Genomic DNA, 25,142 nt, shown 5'->3' with positions numbered 1-25,142 from the left:
GAGAGCCTTTATGCGCTGTCGCTAACTTTCTTATTATCTAAAAGCGAGTTGGGTTAACCACCGGGCGTAACCAAGTACGTCAAAAAGACGTTTGAGTTAGCCAAGGTTTAGCCCTGTAAGGGCGGCCTGTTTATAGGTGGACTTCGACTAACTAAAGCTCCGTAAGAGCAGTATGTTGATGGATAGACATATAGCTCCTACGGAGCTATCAAACCAACTCATCTTATTTCCTCAATAAACATACCATCCCGACGGGACCTGAATCGCTATTCCAAAATCTTATCCGAACGGTAGATTACGCCAATTCCACCTTTTACTCAGTAACTACATGGTTGAGAATAAAGCACTAACTACCCGTTCGCTTTATGAAGAAGTGGTGGCTCATTGGCATACCAGCATCCATACTTTTTGTGGTTTACGCCATAAACGGCCTGAACACGGACGAACGGATCAGTTACAATCAGCACATCCGCCCCATCTTCAACACCAAATGCATTACGTGCCACGGTGGCATTAAACAGAGCGGAAACTTCAGTCTACTGTTTCGGGAGGAAGCCCTGGCAAAAGCGAAGTCAGGGAAATACGCCATCGTTCCGGGTAAACCCAGCGAATCAGAACTGCTAAAACGGCTGGTCAGCGACGACGCGGAGCTTCGAATGCCGCTTGAGCACGAACCCTTAAGCACAACCGAGATCGACCTGATCGAAACATGGATCGAACAGGGAGCGGAATGGGAAGACCACTGGTCCTACATTGCTCCCGACCGGTCGATCAGTCCACCCCAGGTCGGTGATCAGTTTGCCCGAAATGGCATTGACCGCTTTATTTACCAGCGATTGGAACAGGAGAGCCTGAAGCCATCCCCCCAGGCCGATAAAGCGACCTTGCTGCGACGGGTCAGCCTGGACCTGACGGGCCTGCCGCCTACCGCAAAACAGGCTCAGGACTTTCTGAACAACAAGTCACCCGAAGCGTATACCAGATTGGTCGATCAACTCTTGCAATCTCCGCACTTCGGGGAACGTTGGGCGTCGATGTGGCTTGATCTGGCCCGCTACGCCGACTCGAAAGGATACGAAAAAGACCTGGAACGTAGCATCTGGCTGTACCGCGATTGGGTGATCAAGGCGTTTAATCAGGATATGCCCTTCGATCAGTTTACCATTCAGCAACTGGCGGGGGATTTGTTGCCTAAACAGAACGTAACAAGCGCACAAAATCAGTTAGTTGCTACGGCTTTTCACCGCAACACCATGTCGAACGATGAAGGCGGCACGAACGATGAAGAGTTTCGAAACATGGCGCTGATCGACCGGGTCAGTACGACCTGGGAGGTATGGCAGGGCACAACCATGGCCTGCGTGCAATGCCACAGTCACCCCTACGACCCAATTCGACACGAAGAATTTTACAAGTTCCTGGCGTTTTTCAACAATACGCAGGATAAAGACCTGTACAACGAAAAGCCCAAACTCTACACGTTCACGCCCGAAAACGAACAGCAGACTACTCGCCTGATCACCTGGATCAACCAGTCGCTCCCGATGCGCTCGCCCTCGATTACGTCAACAGCCAGCCTAAGCGAGCAGCGTCGGGCGTTGCTTACTGCCGTCGGCTACCGACGTATTGAAGCTGAAGATTTTGACTCGACCAGCCGCCACATTGAGCTTTGGGACAATCAGACGTCCATCATGCAAACCACCGAAGGCGCGTTTTGCGCCTATGACGATGTGGACCTGACAGGTGTTTCGAGCGTTACGTATCGGTACACAACTTCATTTTCATCGTTCCTTGAACTTCACCTCGACCGACCCGATGGACCGCTGATCAGTCGAACGAAATTACCGGCGACGCAAACGGGCGATCCCGGTGCCTGGTCCAACTGGAAAACCTTTGGTACCCATCGCGCGCCGATTCAACCGGTAACTGGGCAGCATACCGTGTTCGTTACGTTCCATAAGGACAAGGAGTTTCGCAGTGATCTGCTTCATCTGGACTGGATTGACTTACACATTGATAAGGCCCCCATAGACCGCAATAGGGTTCTACGGGATTCGGTTTTTAAGCTGGCGGCTGTACCCGCTGTTTCGACACCGGTTATGCTGGAACGCCCCGCTCACAAAGCGCGACCGACGCACCTTTTCATTCGGGGAAACTGGTTAACCAAGGGGCAAGCAGTTCAACCGGCGCTCCCCAATTCGTTGCATTCGGGTTCGGGTAACGTAACAAATCGGTTGGATATGGCGCGCTGGCTGGTCAGTCGCAAGAATCCGCTGACGGCCCGCGTGATGGTCAATCGGTTTTGGGAGCAACTTTTTGGATACGGACTGGTCGAAACCTTAGAAGATTTTGGCACGATGGGCGCGAAACCGACGCATCCCGAGCTTCTCGACTGGCTGGCTGTTCGGTTCCAGGATGAGCACCGCTGGAGTGTTAAGAAAATCGTGCGGGATATGGTCCTGTCGGCTACGTATCAGCAATCGGCCGTTGTCTCGCCTGAGCTTACTAAGAAAGATCCGCGCAACCTGCTGCTGGCGCGGGGACCGCGCGTTCGGCTCAGTGCTGAACAGATTCGTGACCAGGCGCTGTCGGTTAGCGGTTTGTTAAACAAAACCTTATACGGGCCCAGTGTGCGCCCCTTCAATCCGACGAATGGGGCCTGGCAGCAGGAGAAACCCGAAAACCGCCACCGTCGGGCCATCTACACGTTCTGGCAACGTACCAACCCGTATCCGTCGATGGTCACGTTCGATAGTCCTCAGCGCAACCTCTGCGTGTCCCGCCGGGTACGTACCAACACCCCTTTACAGGCGCTTACAACGCTGAACGATACGGTGTATACAGAAGCGGCCCAGAGTCTGGCCACTTACATGGATGCGAACGGGCAAACACTACGTCAGAAGATTACGGCGGGCTATGAGAAGGTCATGTTCAAAAAGCCGTTACCCGCCAAGCTTGACCTTCTGCAGCAGTTATACGTTCAGGCAAAACAGCGTCGGCGTCGATCCAACTTGCAATTGGCGGGCTATCGACCCGAGTCGGATCGGGCTGCGCTCACGCTGGTGGCAAATGCCTTGTTAAATCTAGACGAAACGCTGACCAAATGAAAAAGCTCACGCTCGCCGACGAAGCGGTATTCAATCAGGCTACGTTTAACACCCGGCGGCATTTTCTGAAGCAATGCACCTCGGGCTTAGGGTCGCTGGCAATGTTGTCGCTGCTGGATGGTTGCGGTGTAGGCCCTTCGACGCCAGTTGCCAGGAACGAAAATCCGCTCAAGCCTCTCAGCCCTCTTCAGTCGGGGAAGGCAAAACGGGTGCTGTTTATGCACATGGAAGGGGCTCCTTCGCAACTGGAGCTGTTCGATTATAAACCCGAACTCGCCAAACTCGATGGACAGCTATGTCCGCAGTCGCTGCTGGAAGGAAAGCGGTTTGCCTTTATCAAAGGGGTGCCTAAAATGCTGGGGCCACAAGCGCAGTTTGCGCAGCACGGTCAGTCGGGTGCCTGGCTATCGGATTATTTCGAGCATCTGCCCAAAGTCGTTGATGAGCTTACGTTTCTGAAGGCCATGCACACCGACGAGTTCAACCACGCACCCGCACAGCTATTTATGCATACCGGCAGCCCACGTTTGGGACGGCCCAGCATGGGTGCGTGGGTAACATACGGGCTCGGCTCGGAGAATCAGAATCTGCCGGGATACGTAGTGCTGGTGTCCGGACCTGAGCCTAGCGCGGGCAAGTCAGTCTGGGGCAGTGGTTTCCTGCCAACGGTATACCAGGGCGTACAATGTCGGTCGATGGGCGAACCCGTTCTGTACATTAAAAACCCGGCCGGGGTCAATGATACGTTGCGAAAACAGTCGATCGATATTATTAATCAGATCAATGAGTTAGAGCACAAAGAGATTGGTGATCCGGAGATTTTAAGCCGCATTTCTCAGTATGAGCTAGCCTACCGCATGCAGTCAGAAGTGCCCGAAACGATGGACATTGCCGATGAGCCAGCGTGGGTACACGAATGGTACGGCACCAAACCAGGCGAAGCCTCATTCGCGAACAACTGCCTGCTCGCCCGGAAGCTGCTGGAAAAAGGGGTTCGGTTCGTGCAGTTGTTCGACCGGCGTTGGGATTCGCACGGTACCGACGCCGGCAGTGGCGTAGACGAGGGCTTACGCCGGAATGTCAGCTCGATCGACAAACCCATCACGGCTTTACTCCAGGACCTTAAGCAGCGTGGTCTGCTCGACGATACATTGGTGGTCTGGGGCGGTGAGTTTGGCCGGACACCGATGATGGAAAACCGGGCTGGTGACAACAACTCGCCGTTTAAAGGACGTGACCACCATATTGATGCCTTCACGATGTGGATGGCCGGGGGCGGACTTAAAGCGGGTTACTCACACGGCGAAACCGACGAAATCGGGTATTACGGTGTACGCGGCAAAACGCATATCCACGACTTACAGGCCACTATTTTACACCTGTTAGGCTTCAATCACGAGCAGTTAACCTACCCCTTTCAGGGCCGTAATTTCCGGCTGACCGATGTTCACGGCAAAGTAATCAGGGAGGTGCTGGCTTAGGCTATACCAACATGCCGCTGCTCGATACGTTGGTGATGCGTAACTTGGCATCGCCTACCAGCTGTACACGACCCGATGAACTATATCAAGCAAATGGTTCTCGTTTTGCTGTCACTCGTGACCGTAAACGCCAACGCGCAACTACTCGATACGTTACTTCATGTTACGCCTTATCAACTTCATTTTAGAATCCTGAAAGGAAAAAACCCACCTATTCTGTTTGAATCAGGCGGAGGGCAGGACGCCACCCAGTGGGACTCGATTGCCACTATAGTGCATGACCGTATTCAGGCAACGGTGATTACGTATGATCGGGCGGGGTTTGGCAAAAGCAGTTTCGATACGCTTAACTACACGATTCGGCAAGAGGTCAACTGCCTGGAGGCTGCCTTGCAACAAGTCGGTTACAGCCATTCCGATCTACTTCTGGTTGGGCATTCATTAGGCGGTTTTTATAACCGAGTGTATGCCGCCCGGCATCCCAACCAGGTGAAAGGCCTTATTCTTATCGATCCGCGAATACCTTCCTACGCCGATATGCGACTGGCCAGAACTTATTTTCAAGGGCTTAATCGCAAGGACTATGAAGCTGAGTACATGAGCCTGTATTATCTGCTGGCCCGGATGGAACGTACCAGTAACTACGTAAGACAGATTCCTTTGCCGTCTGCTATTCCCATCCTCGATATCATGGCGGAGCATGGTCCATTTGCGGAAGCGAAAGAGAACAAGCGATTTCAGGCTGACCAGCGAAATCTGGTTAAAGGACATAGAAATCGACGGCTGCTTTTTGCGAAAGGCAGTTCGCACAACATCCCCTACGATCAACCCGCGTTGGTGATTGAGCAGATTATTGACTTTTATCAGAAACACCTTAGTCCTAAAGCGACTTCCGGACAATGAGTTGAAACGGATTCTCTACGTGCTGGAGCGTATCGTTCAGAATAAGCTCGGCTGCCGTACGGCCCATCTGAGCAAAATCGGTAGACATCACCGTAATACCATCGAGCAGAAATTCTTTCAGGGGCGTTTCGTTGTACGACAGGATGCCGATCTCCTCTCCCACTACGTAGGGCGTTCCTTTGATTTTCTTGATCAGTTCCACCAGGTCCTCTTCCATCAGATTGATATACGCGTGTTTGGGCTGGACAACCTCCTGCTTGATGTCGTGAATGACCCTGGCTCCGAAATCATGTTCGTAACAAAATTTGTAAAACCCGTTCAGAATCGCCTTGGGGTGGTACGTATAGGATGGAAACAACATACCCAGCGTCGTGTATTTTTTCAGCAATGGCAACGCATCCGTCAGGGCCTGATACAGGTCTTTCTCAAAATTCTGAAACACGGCCGCATACTCACCCGATACGCCTTCCAGCAACTTATCCAGAATAACGAGTTTGTGCTTGGGCAGGCTGTTGATGAGTTCATTCGCCTTTTCGCCCCCTTCAAAAAAGTGGCCGATAATAACGTAATGCGTGTGATTCTGGGCCTGGCGCTGGATTAAATCGCGAAACAGCCGAAAGTCATTATTGTAGATAAAGAAGTCGATGGCTACGCCCGGCCCGAGTACTTCAACGAAAGAATCGTAAATGATTTTTTTGTGGGCACTCAGCTTATTGAAGAGCAGGAATATCTTGAGGTTCCGGCCGGTTTTGGTGTAGTTGATATAAAAGCCTTTTCCTTTAACGGCCCCGATAATCTCTTTATCCTTCAGGAGTTCATACGCCCGCTCGACGGTACCCTTCGCTACGTCGAATTCGGCGCACACTTCATGAATCGAAGGCAGCTTATCACCCGGCAGAATGTCCCGGTTTTCGATTCCTTCTACGATTGAGTTATAGATCTGCTGATACTTGGGAGTATTCGAATAGTCATTGATTCGAATATGGTCGAGCAGAGTGTAATGCTTCTGGGCCGAGTTGTATTCAGAATAATCGATCATGGGTAAGTTGGAAAAGAGTTCGTACGCGAGTTAAGCTCTTCACTCTCTAAAGCTTCTCTGAGACCGCCTTTACCTTACCTGGTACCATAAATCATCAGATCAAACAAGTTGGGTTCACAGTTGGCTTTCGGGCCAACTAACCTATGTATCAGAAATTGACTCTTTATTATTTGAATAATTACAAAATTAGGTAAGTATAGGAAAGTTACTGCAAGAGGGGTGGTAATATTTGGGTATTGAGTTGTCTGCTTCCGGGCTATTCTAATCTTTAACCTCTCTCCTACATATTATCATCATGAAGAAACTTGGTCAACTACTAGCACTAGGCATAGTGGCTAGCTGTTCGGCAGGGCTCGCCCAAGGACAGGAAACAACACCCCTTAAGGCTAGCCTGGTGTTGAACAAAGGGCCATTGCTGGCTAAGCACATTCCCCAACGAAGCCTGGCAGCGATCGCTCCGATGGTTTCGGATATTTCGGTAGCAGGTCGGGTAACAGATGAACAAGGTAACGGCCTGCCAGGAGTTAGTGTTGTGGTGAAAGGAACAACGCAGGGAACAACCACCGACGTTGAAGGTAGATTCCGGATCTCAGCTCCCGATACCCGCGCTGTTCTGGTGTTCAGCTTCGTAGGCTACCTCAAGCAGGAAATCACGGTTGGCAGTCAGCAAACCATATCCGTTAAGCTCGCTCCCGACGACCAGACGCTGAACGAAGTGGTCGTTGTAGGTTACGGTAGCCAGTTGAAAAAAGAAGTAACCGGCGCGGTGCAGACCGTAAGTGCGCAGGAAATCAAAGACTTACCGGTTTCGCAGATTGGCCAGAAGTTGCAGGGCCGGCTGGCGGGTGTGCAGATCACCCAGGCGACCGGTAAACCCGGCCAGGGGATCAGCATCCGGATTCGGGGTCAGGTATCCGTTTCGGCCGGTAGTGACCCGCTCTACGTCATTGACGGCTTTCCCATTACTGGTAACATTGCCCAACTTAACCCCGATGAAATTGAAGACATCTCCGTGCTGAAAGATGCCGCGTCGACCTCACTCTATGGTTCACGGGCGGCCAATGGGGTGGTACTGATCACCACGAAAAAAGGGAAACCGGGTCAGACAAACATCAGTTTCAGCGCCTTTGCCGGTGTACAGCAAGTACCCCAGAAAGGCCGGGTGAAAATGCTGAACGCGGTTGAGTTCGCTCAGTTCAAGAAAGAATTCTACGAAGACATGCTGCAGCCCGTTCCGGCCGAGTTCCAGAATCCGGCTCAGTACGAAGGCAAGAACAACGACTGGTACGATGCATTGCTGCGCGTAGCGCCCATCCAAAGCTACAACCTGAGCATTTCCAACAATACCAACAAGTCCAACACAGCGCTGGTAGCCGGGATCTTCAATCAGGATGGGGTGGTGCTCAACAACAAATACAAACGGTACTCATTACGTCTGAATTCAAACTACAATCTGTCGGACCGGATAACGGTTGGTTTCAATGTGGCACCTTCCTACGTGTTTGACAATACACCCCGAACCGACGGCGACCGGGGTACCGGGATTCTGTTCAACGCGCTGCATACCTGGCCGGTGATGCCGATTTACGATGCCAATGGCCAGCTGACCAAATTCAATACGTTCCCAGCCAGTACGGGTAACATCTTTAATTACCCCAACTGGGTGCGTGCTGCGAATGAGCTGGTCAACGAAACCAGGAACACGAACCTGCTGGCAAATGCGTATGTGCAATACCGGCCCCTTAATGGGTTAACCCTGCGGTCGACCATGAACATCGAGTACCAGAACTCGAAGTTCTTCTTCTTCAACCCGTCCACGGCCACCAGCGCCATTAACGTACCCATCCCCACTACCGCCGTTTCAATTCGGCAAGGATTGGAGAATACATCCTGGCTGAACGAAAACCTGGCTACGTACGGCAGAAGCTTCGGAGATCACAACTTCGAGTTACTGGCCGGTTTCACAAATCAATTCTTCAGACAGGAAGTCACCCGGGTTCAGGCCGATACGTATGCCGATGACCGGTTGCCCACAATTCAGGGTGCGCTCAACATAAACCGGGGCGGCACGAACAACGGGATCAACCAATGGACGTTGTCGTCTTACCTCTCCCGGCTTACCTACAACTACAAAGGAAAATACCTATTTACGGCCGCTGTTCGGGCGGATGGATCGTCCCGCTTCGGTGCCAACAATCGCTGGGGTACGTTCCCATCGGCTTCGGTGGGCTGGGTAATTTCGGACGAAGAGTTCCTCAAACCGATTCAACAGGTTTCGTTCGCTAAAATTCGGGCGAGTTACGGCGTAATCGGTAATAACAACATCGGTAACTACACATCGTACGCACTGGTAAACAACACGACCAATGCGGTATTTGGCGGTAACGTAGCGACGGGTGCCGTTGTTACCTCGCTGGCCAACCCCAACTTAGGCTGGGAAACAACCAAACAGTTCGACCTCGGTCTTGACCTGGGCTTGTTTAACGACCGGGTGCAGTTCATCTACGATTTCTACACGAAACGTACCACGAACCTGCTCTACAACGTGCAGATCCCGCAGGAGGCCGGATTCGGGTTCTTCTCCGACAACATCGGCGAGATCAAGTTCTGGGGTCATGAATTCTCGCTGACCTCTAAAAACACCACGGGTAAGCTAAGATGGACAACCAACGCCAACATCTCGTTCAACCGAAATCAGGTAATGTCGCTGGCACCGGGTATCGACCGCGTTTATAGTGGTATTGGTTTCCACATTACGCAGGTTGGTAAGCCCTTCGGTCAGTTCTATGGCCTGGTTAAAGAAGGGTATTATCAGACAGCGGAGGAACTTCGCACGTCCGCCATTATTCCGGGTCGTTCGGCCATCGGTACTATCAAATTCAAGGACATCAACGGCGATGGTGTGATTACGAACGGTGGCGATGCCGATGACCGGGCCATTCTGGGCAGCCCATTCCCGAAATTTACGTATGGCATTACCAACGACCTGAAATACGGCAACTTCGATCTGTCGATTACGGGTTCTGGCTCCTACGGCAACCAGCTCTGGGTGCGCCATTTGTACAGCACGGCTAACCTGGACGGTGTATTCAACATGGTTGAAGGGGTAAAAGACCGGTTCCGGGTTCAGAATACCAACGTTGTCAACAACGGCACGACGACCGGGGTGGCCACCAATGTAATCCGTCAGGGTGCCGGTCAGTTCGGGGCAACCAACAATGGCGGCAACTTCACAGGTATTGAGCGCGACTGGCATAGTTCGCAGTTTCTGGCTGACGCATCGTTTTTCACCATCAAAAACATAACGCTGGGCTACAATCTGGGAGCCATGAACAGATTCTTCAAATCGGCCCGGGTATACGCGTCAATTCAACAGGTGTATGTCTTCACCAACTACTGGGGTGGTCCGAACCCGGAAACCAGCGGAAACCAGGGTGGTGATGGCCCCGGTGATAACCTGAGTCAGGGCGTTGATTTCTCGAACTACCCGGTTCCACGTACCTATACTCTCGGCGTTAACCTGAACTTTTAATCCATCGTCGTTCAATGGTCATTGGGCAGTCATTCCTGGGAACACCAATCGAATCGCTACGCAATGACCATTGACTGACAATAAACTCATTCTGAAGTATATGAAACGTAAATTCATAGTAGCTGGCCTCCTGGCCATTGTCCTGACCGGCTGCACAAAAGATTTCCTGGAAGCAGTGCCTGAAACGGCCCTAAGCTCGGCAACGTTTTTTAAGACCGAAGCCGACTTTCAGCAGGCTGTCAACGGAGCGTATGTACCCTTTCGGCAGATGTATAACGAGCGGGCCTGGGTATTGGAAGAAATGCACTCCGACAATACCTACTACGCTCGGAATACGCTCTACGGCGCGGTTGACGCAACTGAGAACGTAGCGGATTTCGCCATTCCGACGGCGAATGGCGTTACGGCCAACGATAACGTGCTGGTGCAGTACCGCTTAAACTACGTGATCATTGCCCGCGCCAATCAGATCCTGTCGCTCATCGACAGCCCATCGATAACGTTCAGCACCCCTGCCAATAAAGACAACCTGAAAGGCCAGGCGCTGTTCCTCAGAGCGTTTGCCTACTTCGATCTGGTTCGTTTGTTTGGTAAAGTGCCACTGCATTTAGTACCCGTAACGGGCCGGAACGATGCCGCCTTGCCCCTGTCGACAACCGAGCAGGTCTACGCGCAGATTGAAAAAGATGCAACGGACGCGAGTAAGATGCTGCTCAACAAAGCGAAGCAGGAAGCAGGTCGCGCTACGTCGGGAGCCGCCAAAACGCTGTTGGCGAATCTGTATCTGACCCAGAAAAAATGGGCGCAGGTTGAAACGCTGATGAGAGACGTTATCACCAACGATGGTTACTCGCTGATGCCGGATTACAACAACGCCTTCTCGACGACTACCGGCAACAAGAACAATGCAGAGTCGGTATTTGAGATCCAGTACATGGAAGGCTCGGCTGGGTACAACGGCAACCAGATTTACCGCTTTTTACCCTCGCCAATCAGCGCTGATGAGATCAAACCAATTACCGGCACCTCGAACCCGCAGCCTACATCACAGGAGAGCAATAACATTCCGACACCGGATCTGATTGCGGCCTACGAACCCGGTGATAAACGCCTGGATGCTTCCATTGGATACGTTACGTTAAGCGGTAGTCTGCGGGCCGATAAAAAGTATCCGTACATCAAAAAATACGCCCGGACGCATTCGCTCCATAACAACACGGGACAGAACTGGCCCGTCTACCGGTACGCCGAAGTCTTGCTGTTCATGGCTGAAGCGCTTAATGAACAGGGCAAAACCGGTGAAGCTGCTACGTTCCTGAATCAGGTGCGCACACGAGCAGGATTAGCCGCTACGACCGCAGCGTCGCAGGCCGACATGCGCGAGGCTATCTTTAAGGAACGGCGCGTTGAACTGGCGTTTGAAAACAAGCGCTGGTTCGATCTGACCCGAACGGGCCGGGTAAAGGAGATCATTGGTGCTTACGGAGCCAAAGTAAAAGCCAATCCGGCCGCGTATTATTTCCCGGCAGGAGCGGTTCCACCACCAAACGCCTTCACCGTACTTGATGATTACTACGGTCTGCCAGCCGTTGAAGCGGCCCTGACGCCAAACTTCTAATTCAACATACCCGCCGGTACAGTTAACGGGATCGGCGGGTATAATCATACGCTTAACCGACAACGCTTTATTCAGCAAAAGACCCTTGTCCGGTAGCCTCTAACCTATCAGTAGCTTGCCCGACAAAAGCAGTGGCTTACTCAACTCCCCCGGCGACTATTCGCCAAATCGATCAGTAGAATATGCCTTATTACCGTCTCTTAGACTTATTCATACGAACGGAGGCCTGATCGATACGCACTCTATAGATACCCCTTTAAACTAGATATCCCAACAACGATATGCAATCATCTTTCAACGTTGCCAAACTCGGACTAGCCCTGTCTGCCCTCGTTCTGATCGGAACGTCATGGGTTGGCATGCAGGGCCCGGAAACGATTGGTGCCGACGATTCAAAGGCTGATAAACTCAAGCTACAGCCCGGTTTTAAAGCTGAACACTTATACAGTCCCTCCGAAAACGGGCAGGGGTCATGGGTCTCGATGACTTTCGACGACAAAGGTCGAATGATTGCCTCCGATCAGTATGGTGGTTTATTTCGAATCAAGCTTCCAGCTATTGGTTCTGGTTCGGCTAAGCCCACCGTCGAAAAACTGGTGATCAGCAAAGACACCAGCGTCGGGATGGGATACGCCCAAGGGTTAATGTACGCCTTCAACAGCCTGTATGTGATGGTGAATAACCGGCCCAGCAAGCAGTTTCCCAAGCCAAGTGGATTATACCGGTTACAGGATACCGATGGCGACGATCAGTTCGATAAGGTAACCATGCTGAAAGAACTGAAAGGAGAAGGTGAGCATGGTCCGCATAGCATTGTACTGTCTCCCGACAAACAATCGATTTACGTCTGCGCGGGTAACCACACCGACGTACCGCAGATGGATGCGTACCGGTTGCCCTCCAACTGGAAAGAAGATAACCTGTTCCCTCTTATTAAAGACCCGCGCGGACACGCCAACGATCGCATGGCACCCGGCGGCTGGGTTGCCAAAATTGATCCAGAAGGGAAGCGTTGGGAACTGGTAGGAGCCGGTTTTCGGAATGAGTTTGATATTGCCTTCAACGAGGCAGGTGATATGTTCACCTATGATTCGGATATGGAATGGGACTTCGGTCTGCCCTGGTACCGTCCGACTCGCATTTGCCATGTCCCCAGTGGAGCGGAATTTGGCTGGCGTACGGGCAACAGCAAATGGTTGCCCGGCAATCCTGACAATCTGCCAGCGGTCGTGAACATCGGTCAGGGCTCGCCAACCAGCGTTATGTCAGGCTTGAATGCTAAGTTCCCAAAAAAATATCGTCAGTCGATATTTGCTTTCGACTGGAGTTTCGGAATTATTTATGCGATCCATCTCAAACCGAAAGGGGCTTCCTACGAAGGCGAACGGGAAGAGTTTATCTCGGGCTCACCCTTACCATTGACCGATGGCGTAATTGGCCCGGATGGAGCCATGTATTTCTTAACCGGTGGGCGTCGTTTAGAGTCAGACCTGTATCGGGTTTATTACAATGGCTCAGAAGCCACTACGTCGCCGACGCCTGCGCTGACGGCGGAACATAAGCTTAGAACCAGCCTGGAAAAATTCCACGAAGGTGCAAATCCGGCTGCCATTGCTGCTGCCTGGCCAAATCTGAACCACCCCGATCGTTTTGTACGCTACGCGGCCCGCATTGCGGTCGAGCATCAGCCGGTGGCTCAATGGCAGGAGAAAGCCATTGCGGAAACCGATCCCCAGCGCGCTATTCAGGCTATTGTGGCGTTAGCTCGCCAGGGTAGTGCGGATCTAAAAAGTAAGGCTATCGGTACGCTGTTAAACGTCAATTATGCCCAACTACCTGCATCACAACAGTTTGATCTGCTACGTGCCTTTGAACTGATTTTCCTCCGGATGGGTGCACCAGAGGCCGCTGATAAAGAGAAAATTGTCGGGTATCTGAACACGCATTACCCCGCCAAAACGGCCTTGTTAAACCGCGGACTCAGCAAAGTGTTGATTTATCTGGAAGCACCAAACGTGGTTAACAAGACGCTGGCACTGATGGATATGAAGGAAGAGCCAGGCATGAAAAACCTGGGGCTGGACCCAGCCACCGCGTCGAGTGATCTGATTCTACGTAATCCACAGTACGGAATGGACATCGCCAAAATGCTGGCGAAGGTTCCACCACTCCAACAAACGTATTACGCCGTCATGCTCAGCCGCGCCGACAATGGCTGGACTCCCGAACTCCGGACCAAATACTTTACGTGGTTTGGCAATGCCTTCAAATACGAGGGTGGACGGAGCTACGTCGGCTTCATCGATAGAGCGCGCAAACTGGCGTTGAACCACGTGCCTAAAGACCAGTTTGAGAAGTTCAACAAGCTATCGGGCGCGGACATTCTAACCAGTTCCGGCAATGACATAGTCATGAACGGCTATACGCCTAAAGGTCCGGGCAGACGCTGGACGCTGGATAACGCCGTAGCCGTAGTCGATACAGCCACCTCACATCCAGACTTTGATACGGGTAAAAAAATCTATTCGGCTATTTTGTGCGCGCACTGCCATGCGATCCAGGGATCAGGCGGAGATATTGGCCCTGATCTCACGCAGCTGGGAACGCGGTTCTCTAACAAGGACATTCTGGATGCCATCATCAACCCAAGCAAAGCCGTCTCTGACCAGTACGCGTCAACTATTTTCATTCTGAAAAACGGCGAGTCTGTAGTCGGTCGATTGGTGAACGAGGATAAACAGAGCTATTCTATTTCTCAGAATCCATTCGCGGCCGATCAGCTTCGGAAAATCCCAAAGAAGGATGTGACCTCAAAGCGATATTCGGCTGAATCGATTATGTTGCCCGGCCTCATTAATAGCCTAAACCCGAAGGAGTTAAAAGATTTGATCGCTTTCCTGAAATCGGGTGGTAATCAAAATCATGAGGTATACAAAACAGCTGCCAGCGCGGCTAAGGGTAAATAAATTGAGGCTTTAAACACGGTTTGTGAACATGTTGGTTAGAACAAATTTGACACTTCTTCGGGTGGGCCTCCTGCTGGCAGTGGCTGTAAGCTGTGGCTTACCCACAACTGGCTCAGCTCAGCGCAAGAAAGAGAAGAAAGACGGTTTCGTGCAGATATTCGATGGTAAAACGCTAAAGGGGTGGGACGGTGATCCCACCTACTGGCGCGTCGAAAATGGCAATCTGGTCGGCGAAATCACCCCGTCGACCCTGCTCAAAACGAACTCCTTCATCATCTGGCAAGGTGGCGAACCTGCCGATTTTGAGTTCAAAGGAGAGTTTAACATTACGGAAGCGGGCAATTCAGGCATTAACTACCGTAGCGACCGGCTGACTGATGTTCCCTTTGCACTCCGGGGCTACCAGGCCGACATCGACGGAAAACGGATGTGGACGGGTCAGAACTACGAGGAGCGTAAACGAACAACGCTAGCTTACCGGGGCGAAAAAGCGACTATTAACGCTTATTCCGGCGAGAACACGCCAGAAGCCATTCGGAGCAAAGTCGCTCGCAACGCGTGGACAAACCGCACTGTAACCGGCTCACTCGGTACGTCGGACTCCCTCAAAACGCTCGTAAAAACCGACGACTGGAATACGTTTCATCTGATTGTTAAAGGCAACCGTTTACAGCATTACATCAACGGTGTGCTCATGAGCGAAGTCATTGATGAAGATACGGTCAATGGTAAGGCAAAAGGGCTGCTGGGTGTCCAGGTACACGTAGGACCGCCCATGAAAGTCCAGTATCGCAATCTAATGCTAAAGCAATTGTAGGTTAGGCAGCACGGGTTTCATTCGGTAAATGAGAGGTGGAATCTTCGATAACATGTACCGAAACCTGTGCGCCTGATCATAAACCTGGAACTTAACCCGAACGAGATTTGGCACAGTATCCCTGGAGCGATAAAGTATCAAACCCAGCCCAGCTGGGTGGCATTGAAACCGCCGTAGTAGACAATGGTGCCGGGCGAGGGGTTCGTATTGCCTGGATAAACACCGGTACCGGCCTTAGGTACAAAGTGGTGCTGGATCGGGCCATGGACATTGCCGACGCATTCCACAACCAGCATAGTCTGGCCTGGCTCAGCCACGTTGGCATAACCTCACCACAACCCCTTACGGACCGGGGGCTTGACTGGCTCCGCACGTTTGGGGGCGGGTTGCTGATGACCTGCGGTCTGACCCACGTAGGTGGTCCCGAACAGGACGCTTACGGCGAGCGTGGTCTTCACGGTCAAATCAGCAACATCCCCGCCGAGATCGAATCGATCATCCAGCCAGACCCTGCCCTGGGCAAGCTGGACATGAGCATCACCGGCCGGATGCGGGAAACAAAAGTGTTTGGTCCAAATCTGGAGTTGAGACGTACCATTTCGGGTACGCTCGGGCAGCCCGTCATTCGTATTCACGATGAAGTAATTAACCGGGCGAACACACCAGCGCCCCACATGCTGCTGTACCATGTCAACTTCGGCTGGCCACTGGTCGATGAAGGTACCAGAATCATCTGGCAGGGTGACTGGCAGGCGAGGGAGGGCGGCATGAACGCTGACATTTTCCGCGAGGGCAACGATTTTCGCACATGCCCCGCTCCGTTGGATGCGCATAATGGTACGGGTGAAGCCGTTGCGATTATCGATGCCACACCAGACGACATGGGTCAGTGTACGGCCGGATTGTACAATGAGAAACTTGGTTTTGCGGTTGCCCTGCGGTTTCAGAAAGAGCAGCTTCCCTGGCTTACCAATTGGCAACACTGGGGAAAAGGCGAATACGTAACAGGCATTGAGCCGGGCACGCACCCGCCCATCGGTCAGGCCAAAGCTCGCGAAGATGGATCACTTATTTTTCTAGAGCCGGGCGAAACCCGGACGTATGACGTAGAGATTGAAGTACTTCACAATCAAACGCAGATCAATCAATTCATAAAACACAAAGCGGTTAATTTATAACCCTTTCGTTTTTTCAACACGTTTTACCTGACTAAATACAACCCTTGATGGAAACAACACCAACAGTAAGTTTAGCGGAAAAAGCCCTCGAACAAGGCAAAGGAATTCTGCGCTTAGCCCCTACCTGGGTCCCCCGCTCATTCTGCGTACCCGGACGACGTATCAAACTTCATCCCGATGATTATTACGTGCTCGGTGGGGTGCGCGGTGGCATCGATGAGCGGTGGCTCTCGTCGACTACCCCCGCCAAAAACGGACCGCTAACTGGCGAAAACGAAGGCCTGAGTATGGTCGTCTTCAACGACGGTGGTAAAGAGGTTCAGTTTCTGCTGAAAGACGCCATTGATGAACTCCAGGGCGAAGTGATTGGCGAACGGCTATGGAATGAATACCAAAGCTGGCCCATGTACTCGAAGTTCTTCGACAATATGGGACCGCTGCCGCACCACGTACACCATAACGACGAACAAGCTGCCCTGACTGGTCAGTTGGGTAAACCTGAAGCGTATTACTTCCCTCCCCAACTCAACAACCACGGCGGAGATTATCCATATACGTTCTTCGGCATTGCGCCCGGCACGACGAAAGAGCAAATCCGCGAGTGCCTGACGAACTTTACGAAAGGCGACAACAAGATTACCAACTACTCATCGGCCTATCGGCTGGAGCCGGGTACGGGCTGGGACGTTCCGCCGGGACTACTTCATGCACCGGGTAGTATGTGTACGTACGAGCCCCAGAAAGCATCGGATATTTTTGCCATGTACCAGTCGCTGGTGAATGAAGCCATTGTTCCCGAAGAATTGCTCTGGAACGGTACACCAAAAGACCGCGTCGGCGACTATGACCTGCTGATGGAGGCTATTGACTGGGACCTGAACACCGACCCGAACATGATGGCAAACCGGTACATGGTGCCGAAGCCGGTGAACGATCTTGCTGAGATGGAGGCCGAAGGCTATATCGAAAAGTGGGTTTGCTATAAATCTGACGCCTTCAGCGCCAAGGAACTAACGGTTCTTCCTGGTCAAACAGTAACAATTAAAGACAGTGCAGCTTATGGCTTAATCATGATGCAGGGCCACGGCAAGATGGGTGTATGGGATATTGAAACCCCCGCCCTCATCCGGTACGGCCAGCTCACCAACGACGAGTTCTTTGTCAGCGAGAAGGCCGCTATGGAAGGCGTTACCATTACTAACCCCTCCACAACCGACCCGATCGTGATGTTAAAGCACTTCGGCCCCGGAAATCCTGATTTGGTATTGTAATTCAAAAGATAAGCCGGTGCCTCAAACGCGGGGCCGCCCATGTGGTTCGCCGTGGCGGTCACCGGCTTAGGGAAATAGCTCAAACCCCTTAAATCAAAACCTCTTCATGAACGAGAATAATTATCCCAAGCTTCACAACGCGATGTGGCCGGGTGTGGTCGGAAAAGGTCCCGACTCTGAACCCGTTATTGGATTCGATACCATGCTGGAAATGACGGCCGCTGCCGAAGTAGACGGCGTCAAATTTGACGGTGTTGACCTGGCCCTGTTTGAGCATATCGATGTCAATCTGTCGGACGACGACATCAAGCGGCTAGCCGATAAAGTAGCTGGTTACAACCTGAACATTGGTTCAATGGTAGCTCCTATTTGGGGTGGGCCAGCGATGGGCAGCAAAGAAGACCGGGCCAACTTTGTCGAGATGGTCCGTAAATCCTGCCACATTGGTCAGAAGCTAAAAGAACTAGGTATTCGGCCTAGTGGTGTAATACGTATCGACTCGGCAAGCTCACCGCACGACTGGGCTGTCGATCCGGTTGGCAACAGCAAACTGATTGTACAGACGTTCCAGGAAGCCTGCGACGTAGCGGCCGATTATGGCGAGAAACTAGCCGCCGAAGGTGAAATCTGCTGGGGTGGTATGCACAGTTGGAAAACGATGGTCGATACGTTGGTAGCTGTGGATCGCCCGAATATGGGCTTCCAGGCTGACATGGCGCACACGTTGCTTTATCTATTGGGCTACAATCGTCCCGAAGACCGGATTCTACCGCCCGACTTCGACTGGAGCGATCGGGCGACGTTATCCGAGGCCCTCAAAAAAATTACGGACGCCCTTCGTCCCTTTACCATCGATTTCCACGTAGCGCAGAACGACGGAACCGTTTTCGGATCGGGTTCGCACGACAAGACAGGCCGCCATTGCCAGGCGCTGGACCCGAACGGAAAGCTCGATATTGTGCACGATGCGGGTTACTGGCTACGTAACGAAAACGGGGAGCTGACGAAAGCCTTCAAGCACATTTGTTGGGACGGCTGTATGTTCCCCAACGAGGTGATGACGAAGCAGCAAACCTGGAACGACATCCTGGCAACCATGATCAAAGTTCGTCAGGCACACGGCTGGTACGAAGCTGAATAATCGGTCATTATAGGGTCATTCATTGTCATTACGTAGTCATTCATCGTCATCCGGTAGTAGTACTGAAAACCAACTGACAATGACTACGTAACGACAGTGAGTGACCGATGACTATTAACCCTTTACTCTTCCCCAAAACATGGCAACCAAGAAAGACTTACGCATAGGATTGATTGGCACGGGCTTCATGGGCCGGACCCACTCGAATGGGTACAGCCAGGCCAGTCACTTCTTTCCCGAACTCCAATACAAGCCCGTTTTAAAAGCCGTCTGCTCCCGCAACGCCGAGAAGGTACAGGCATTTGCCGACCAATGGGGTTACGAATCCATTGAAACCGATTGGCGAGCGCTCATCGCCCGCGACGATATTGACGCTGTAGACATCTGCACACCCAACGACTCGCACGCTGAAATCGCGATTGCCGCAGCAGCAGCGGGTAAGATGGTCCTGTGCGAAAAACCACTGGCCCGTACGGTAGCCGAAGGTCAGCAAATGGTCGATGCCATTGAAAAGGCAGGTGTTGCCAATACAGTCTGGTACAACTACCGACGCATACCGGCCGTTACGTTGGCTAAACAGATCATCGACTCCGGAAAGCTTGGCAAGATTTTCCACTACCGGGCCAACTTCCTGCAGGACTGGACCATAAGCGCCGACGTACCACAAGGCGGCACGGGCACCTGGCGTATGGACGTTGAAGCCGCTGGTTCAGGCGTAACCGGCGATCTGCTGGCACACTGCATCGACACAGCCATGTGGCTAAACGGTAATATCGTTGACGTATCGGCCGTTACGGAAACGTTCGTGAAAGAACGGATGCACGCCGTAACGGGTAAAGTGCAGCCGGTTGGTATCGATGATGCCTGTATTTTTCACTGCCACTTTGACAACGGTTCGCTGGGTCTGTTTGAGTCAACGCGGTACGCCCGTGGCCACAAAGCCTTATACACCCTCGAAATCAACGGTGAAAACGCGTCGATTCGCTGGGATTTGCACGACCTGAACCGGCTGGAATACTTCGACCATCGCGACGAAGGTATCGTGCGCGGCTGGCGCTCCATCCACGTAACCGACGGCGATCAGCCTTATATGGATAAGTGGTGGGTGCCGGGTTTGGGAATTGGTTACGAGCATAGCTTTATTCACCAGGTAGCCGACTTCCTGAAGAGTCTGGAGACGGGTGAACCGTGCTCACCAACTTTCCAGGACGCGCTCGAAACGCAGAAAGTATGCGAAGCCGTCCTGGAATCGGCCGCGTCCAGAAGCTGGAAAGAAACCGGCGTTGGCGCAGGTGTTAGTCAGGAGGCCTAACGCTATTTATGATTGATTATTAAAGTCGCTCATAATTGGTCAATCATAAATCTGAAACAGCATTGATCTCATTGCTAACCCCGTAGGGGTGGTCTGTTCATAGAAACTTACGTAGTTAACCATAAGCGCCGTAGGTGCGACATACCGTATGTCGCACCTACGGCGCTTAGAAATAAGAAGGAGCTAAACGGGCTATTGACAGACCGCACCTACGGCGCTTTGCTGCGCTACCTGTCTGTGGAGTCTGATTCTCAAATCCGACACCATGAGGGAAACCGACCATACTAAACCCCTTTACCCATGCTCCCGACTCAAGACTATATCCTTACCGTACACGGGCTTACAAAATCGTTTTCGGGGGTGAAGGCACTCGACAATGTCGCTTTGAACGTGCATAAGGGCGAGGTGCATGCCTTGATGGGAGAAAACGGAGCGGGTAAATCAACACTGATGAAGATTTTGATGGGCCTGCTGGCACCCGATTCGGGCGAGATCGTCTTAGAGGGTCAGGAGTTGAAAAACGGCAGCGTCAACGAAGCCATGAAGCGGGGCATCTCCATGATTCATCAGGAAATCATGGCGGTACCTGAGCTGACGGTTGCGCAGAATATCTTCCTGGGTAGAGAAACGACAGGAGGCTTATTGGGTTGGCTCAATGATAAAAGCCTGAATCAGCAGGCTAAACAACTCCTCGACCAGATCGGCGTCAGTATACGACCCGATACCCGAATGAAATACCTGAGCGTAGCGGAAATGCAAATGGTGGAAATCGCCAAAGCCATCTCGAACGACGCCAAGGTGATCATCATGGACGAACCAACCTCGGCCTTATCAGACAAGGAAGTCGCTACGTTGTTTGGCATTATCCGCGACCTGAAGCAGAACGGAGTGGCGATCATCTACATCTCGCACAAGATGGACGAGATATTCACAATCGCCGACACCATCACGGTCCTGCGTGATGGCAAATACATCGGTACCAAACCGGCGACTGAACTAGACATCGATACGTTGATTGCCATGATGGTTGGCCGGGAGATTGATAGTCTGTTTCCGGAGTCAACGATTCGTAAAGGGAAAGAAGTGCTTTCCGTTCGGTCGCTCAGCCGGGCGGGTGTATTCAGTGACATCAACTTTGCCGTTCACGAAGGCGAGGTGCTGGGCATCGCGGGCTTGATGGGCGCTGGACGTACCGAGATTGCCCGAGCTATCTTCGGTCTCGACCGCATTAGCAACGGAGAGATTTCTATCAAAGGCCAGTCTATCACCATTCAGTCCCCACAGGATGCTATCCGACACGGCATCGGCTACGTCAGCGAAGACCGAAAAGGTTGGGGGTTCATTCCTCGCTTATCGGTGAAGCAAAACATTACGTTGGCCAGCTTATCGAACCACACGAAAGGATTGCTGCTTCAGGATAAAAGTGAGTCGGAGGTAACTACCAAAATGATCGCCGACCTCCGGATAAAAACGGCGGGTCCTGATCAGCAGGTCATGTACCTGAGCGGAGGGAATCAGCAGAAAGTGGTAATCGGGAAGGTGCTGCTAGCCTCGCCCGACGTTATTATCCTCGACGAACCAACCCGCGGCATCGACATCGGTGCCAAAGCCGAGATTTACAAGCTCATCAACCAATTGAAAGCAAACGGCATTGCTGTCATCATGATTTCGTCTGAACTGCCGGAAATTTTGGGTTTAAGCGACCGAATTCTGGTATTGACTAAAGGAAAACAGGCTGCGGTGCTTTCTAAAGAAGAAGCCACGCAGGAAACCATACTGGCATACGCCATGCAGCATTAAATTCGTCCTGCCCGCCGATCATATTTATGAAAAACACGATAGATACCTACTTTAAACCGGTTCGGGAGTCGTACAGGACCCGGGTCAGAGGCATTGGTAAAGCCGGAATTTTTGTGGCCTTTCTCGTGGTTTGTGTTGCCCTTTCGCTGATAACGCCAAGATTCCTGACCGTTTCGAACCTGATGATTATCGTCACGCAGGTATCGATCAACGCGCTGCTGGCGTTCGGCGTTACGTTTGTCATTATCACCGGCGGTATCGATTTATCGTTGGGCTCAATGGTCGCCGTGACGGGCGTTGTTGCGGCACTTTTCGCCAAATCGGATGCGTATCCAGTGATTGTACCAATTCTTATAGGGCTGCTCAGTGGTGTACTCTTCGGCGCCTTTAACGGCTTCGTTATTACACGTAGTAAGGTCCCACCATTTATCGTTACGCTCGGCACAATGACTATCGGCCGCGGGCTGGCGTTAATCCTGAGCAAAGGGCGACCAATCTCGAATTTATCCGACTCGTTTAACTTCATTGGTGGTGGTCAGGTGCTGGGCGTTCCAATGCCCATTATCATCCTGATCGGTATGTTCCTGGTCTGCTACGTCATCTTAAACAAGACGGTTCTCGGACGATACATGTATGCCGTTGGTGGTAACGAGCAAGCCGCCAAAGCATCAGGAATTCAGTTGGGCAAAGTCAAATTGGCGGTCTACACGATGAGTGGCCTGCTGGCTGCGCTGGCCGGCATTGTCCTGACGTCCCGCATTACCACGGGCCAGCCGAATGCCGGAGCCGGGTTTGAACTCGACGCCATTGCCGCGGCTATCATTGGTGGTACCAGCACATCAGGGGGCACCGGAACCATGACCGGCACGCTGATCGGAGCCTTACTAATTGGCGTCATCAGCAATGGACTGGATTTGCTCAACGTATCGTCGTATTACCAGCAGGTGGTGATGGGCGTCATCATTATCGGTGCTGTCGTATTGGATAGTGTCAATCAAAAGTAATTTTCTTAAGCCCTTGGATTCATTCGCGGGCGAAAGAAGCAAACATGAACCAATCAGCATGAAATATCCCCTTCTAACCGTACTAACCTCGGCTATACTACTCACTGGCTGCAATCAATCTACCTCCAATGAAAGTGGCCAGGGCGATGGTGGCAAAAAGCTCGTTGTCGGCGCTACCATGCTGAGTATGCAGAATGAGTTTATTGTCAACGTCAACGATGAGATGACCAAGAAAGCCGAAGAAGCGGGCGTTGAGTTGATCAGCGTCGATGCAGAACGGTCGGCGTTGAAACAGGTGGAGCAGGTAGAAAGCTTTATTGCTCAGAAAGTCGATGCTATTATCATGAACCCCTGCGAAGTAGAAGCCAGTTCACCAGCGGTAGCTAAAGCCTTAGCGGCTAAAATTCCCATCATCAATGTAAATTCAGAGACCAGCACGAAGCCATCCGCATTTGTCGGCTCCGACGATGTGGAATCCGCCCGAATCGCGATGAAATACATAGCTGATAAACTCGGTGGCAAAGGCAACATAGTGATGATGCACGGCTATATGGGCCAGGCCGCTCAGATCAAGCGCGAGCAGGGGGCCCGTGACGTGTTGAAACAATACCCCGGCCTGAAGCTGATAGCCAGTCAAACCGCCGAATGGGACCGGGCGAAAGCCATGGACCTAATGGAAAACTGGATTCAATCGTATGGCTCAGCGATTAACGCGGTTTTCGCGCATAACGACGAAATGGGCATGGGCGCGGTAAAGGCCTTGTCTGATGCCGGCCTAAAGAACAAAGTTATCGTCGTCAGCATCGACGCAATTCCGGATGCGTTACAAGCCGTACAGAAAGGAACGCTGGACGCTACGGTTTTCCAGAATGCGGAGCAACAGGGTGCCAAAGCCATCGAAGCCGCCGTAAAACTGGCCAAAGGCCAATCGTACGCGAAAGAAACGCTGATTCCATTTCAGCTCGTCACGAAGGAGAACGTAGCCAAGTTCATCAAGTAGCCCTGGCCGCAGCCTCGGGTAAATCCGGCTAAATCTCATCTTTCCTCAGTTGTTACGTTACTCTTAAAATGCGCTTCATGAAAACCCAACGCCGAGTTTTTCTTCAACAAGCAGCCGGTTTGCTGGCGGCAAGCGGCTTATCGAACTGGACTGAAACCCTTGCCGGAGATTCTGCCAACGCTAATAAACCCTACGTTGTGTTCGTCACGGGCGATCATGAATACAGTGGTGAAGAGACCATGCCGCTATTTGCCGCTGAGCTGGAGAAAAATTACGGAATGCAGACGAAGGTGCTGAAATCCGTTCCGGACTATAACGGTGAAAAAGACATACCCGGTCTGGAAGTGCTGAAGGAGGCCGATCTGGCGGTTTTCTTTCTGCGCTGGCGATTGCTTCCCAAAGAGCAGTTGAAGTACATTGAGGACTATTTGAAATCTGGAAAACCGGTGATGGGTTTCCGAACAACGACCCATGCATTCAACTACCCCGATGGTGACGAGCGTAAGCGTTGGAATGCCTTTGGCGAATTTGCTTTCGGCAGTCCTCCGGGCTGGGGCGGAGCCGCCAAACATACGCACTACGGCCACAACAGCACAACCGACGTAACGATCATTCCCGAAGCAGCCAAGCATCCTATTCTAACGGGAGTTGAGCCGAGTTTTCACGTAGCGTCCTGGCTATACCGGATTAAGCCCGATTATCCGGCGAAAGGATCAGTCCCCCTGCTGATGGGTAAGTCGGTTAATCCGGATAAGGAAGCTATCGACAATCCTGTTGCCTGGACCTGGAAAAACGAATGGGGCGGCAAAGCGTTTATGACAACCCTCGGTCACCCCGAAGATTTCAGCCTTGAACCGGTGCAGCGCTTAGTCATCAATGCCATTCATTGGGAGCTTGGTCAACCGGTTCCGAAGAAGTGGAAGGGTAAGATTGACATCAACGTACCTTACGGTCACCCTAAAAAATCCTGACG

At 52.0% G+C, this 25,142-nt stretch carries 16 protein-coding genes; 15 read left to right on the top strand and 1 reads right to left on the bottom strand.

Going from position 1 to position 25,142, the window contains the following annotated elements; translation table 11 throughout:
* The first annotated feature begins 365 nt into the window (after positions 1–365).
* From ACYVIY_RS03280 to ACYVIY_RS03270, 3 genes are all read left to right on the top strand, one after another.
* On the top strand, positions 366–3,107 hold the full coding sequence (locus ACYVIY_RS03280; RefSeq protein ID WP_460974835.1) for a DUF1553 domain-containing protein: 2,742 nt from the start codon (positions 366–368) through the stop codon (positions 3,105–3,107).
* Entirely contained in the window at positions 3,104–4,588 is a 1,485-nt protein-coding gene (locus tag ACYVIY_RS03275) for a DUF1501 domain-containing protein (protein WP_460974834.1), read from the top strand. Before ACYVIY_RS03280 ends, ACYVIY_RS03275 begins: the two co-directional genes overlap by 4 nt.
* Before the next feature lie 93 nt (positions 4,589–4,681).
* The gene (locus ACYVIY_RS03270; RefSeq protein WP_460974833.1) at positions 4,682–5,491 is read left to right on the top strand and encodes an alpha/beta fold hydrolase; all 810 of its coding nucleotides are present in this window, start codon (positions 4,682–4,684) and stop codon (positions 5,489–5,491) included.
* Here ACYVIY_RS03270 and ACYVIY_RS03265 read toward each other — a convergent pair.
* Entirely contained in the window at positions 5,469–6,530 is a 1,062-nt protein-coding gene (locus tag ACYVIY_RS03265) for a GntR family transcriptional regulator (RefSeq protein ID WP_460974832.1), read from the bottom strand. The two genes, ACYVIY_RS03270 and ACYVIY_RS03265, sit on opposite strands and share 23 nt — an antisense overlap.
* Before the next feature lie 460 nt (positions 6,531–6,990).
* On the opposite strand from ACYVIY_RS03265, the gene ACYVIY_RS03260 reads away from it, so the two are divergent.
* The 12 genes from ACYVIY_RS03260 to ACYVIY_RS03205 all read left to right on the top strand — a co-directional run bounded on the left by ACYVIY_RS03260 (position 6,991) and on the right by ACYVIY_RS03205 (position 25,140).
* A complete protein-coding gene (locus ACYVIY_RS03260) occupies positions 6,991–10,062 on the top strand; it encodes a SusC/RagA family TonB-linked outer membrane protein (RefSeq protein WP_460975144.1) in 3,072 nt (1,023 codons plus the stop codon).
* 100 nt (positions 10,063–10,162) lie between these two features.
* On the top strand, positions 10,163–11,680 hold the full coding sequence (locus ACYVIY_RS03255; protein ID WP_460974831.1) for a RagB/SusD family nutrient uptake outer membrane protein: 1,518 nt from the start codon (positions 10,163–10,165) through the stop codon (positions 11,678–11,680).
* A gap of 281 nt (positions 11,681–11,961) precedes the next feature.
* Entirely contained in the window at positions 11,962–14,646 is a 2,685-nt protein-coding gene (locus tag ACYVIY_RS03250) for a c-type cytochrome (RefSeq protein WP_460974830.1), read from the top strand.
* Between the two features lie 28 nt (positions 14,647–14,674).
* A complete protein-coding gene (locus ACYVIY_RS03245) occupies positions 14,675–15,463 on the top strand; it encodes a 3-keto-disaccharide hydrolase (RefSeq protein ID WP_460974829.1) in 789 nt (262 codons plus the stop codon).
* Between the two features lie 107 nt (positions 15,464–15,570).
* On the top strand, positions 15,571–16,641 hold the full coding sequence (locus tag ACYVIY_RS03240) for an aldose 1-epimerase family protein (protein ID WP_460974828.1): 1,071 nt from the start codon (positions 15,571–15,573) through the stop codon (positions 16,639–16,641).
* A gap of 47 nt (positions 16,642–16,688) precedes the next feature.
* The gene (locus ACYVIY_RS03235) at positions 16,689–17,912 is read left to right on the top strand and encodes a class I mannose-6-phosphate isomerase (RefSeq protein WP_460974827.1); all 1,224 of its coding nucleotides are present in this window, start codon (positions 16,689–16,691) and stop codon (positions 17,910–17,912) included.
* Between the two features lie 106 nt (positions 17,913–18,018).
* Complete coding sequence (locus ACYVIY_RS03230) at positions 18,019–19,053, top strand: sugar phosphate isomerase/epimerase family protein (protein WP_460974826.1); 1,035 nt, start codon at positions 18,019–18,021, stop codon at positions 19,051–19,053.
* 139 nt (positions 19,054–19,192) lie between these two features.
* Positions 19,193–20,365 (top strand): Gfo/Idh/MocA family protein, encoded by a 1,173-nt coding sequence (locus tag ACYVIY_RS03225; RefSeq protein WP_460974825.1) that lies wholly within the window; start codon positions 19,193–19,195, stop codon positions 20,363–20,365.
* A gap of 300 nt (positions 20,366–20,665) precedes the next feature.
* A complete protein-coding gene (locus ACYVIY_RS03220) occupies positions 20,666–22,165 on the top strand; it encodes a sugar ABC transporter ATP-binding protein (protein WP_460974824.1) in 1,500 nt (499 codons plus the stop codon).
* 26 nt (positions 22,166–22,191) lie between these two features.
* A complete protein-coding gene (locus ACYVIY_RS03215) occupies positions 22,192–23,169 on the top strand; it encodes an ABC transporter permease (protein ID WP_460974823.1) in 978 nt (325 codons plus the stop codon).
* A 58-nt stretch (positions 23,170–23,227) separates the two neighbouring features.
* On the top strand, positions 23,228–24,169 hold the full coding sequence (locus tag ACYVIY_RS03210) for a sugar ABC transporter substrate-binding protein (RefSeq protein ID WP_460974822.1): 942 nt from the start codon (positions 23,228–23,230) through the stop codon (positions 24,167–24,169).
* A 77-nt stretch (positions 24,170–24,246) separates the two neighbouring features.
* On the top strand, positions 24,247–25,140 hold the full coding sequence (locus ACYVIY_RS03205; RefSeq protein ID WP_460974821.1) for a ThuA domain-containing protein: 894 nt from the start codon (positions 24,247–24,249) through the stop codon (positions 25,138–25,140).
* Positions 25,141–25,142: the final 2 nt, after the last annotated feature.

This window comes from Spirosoma knui (assembly GCF_054780635.1).
Note: the sequence above shows the minus strand (reverse complement) of the source record. Positions and strands in the feature narration are given on the sequence as shown.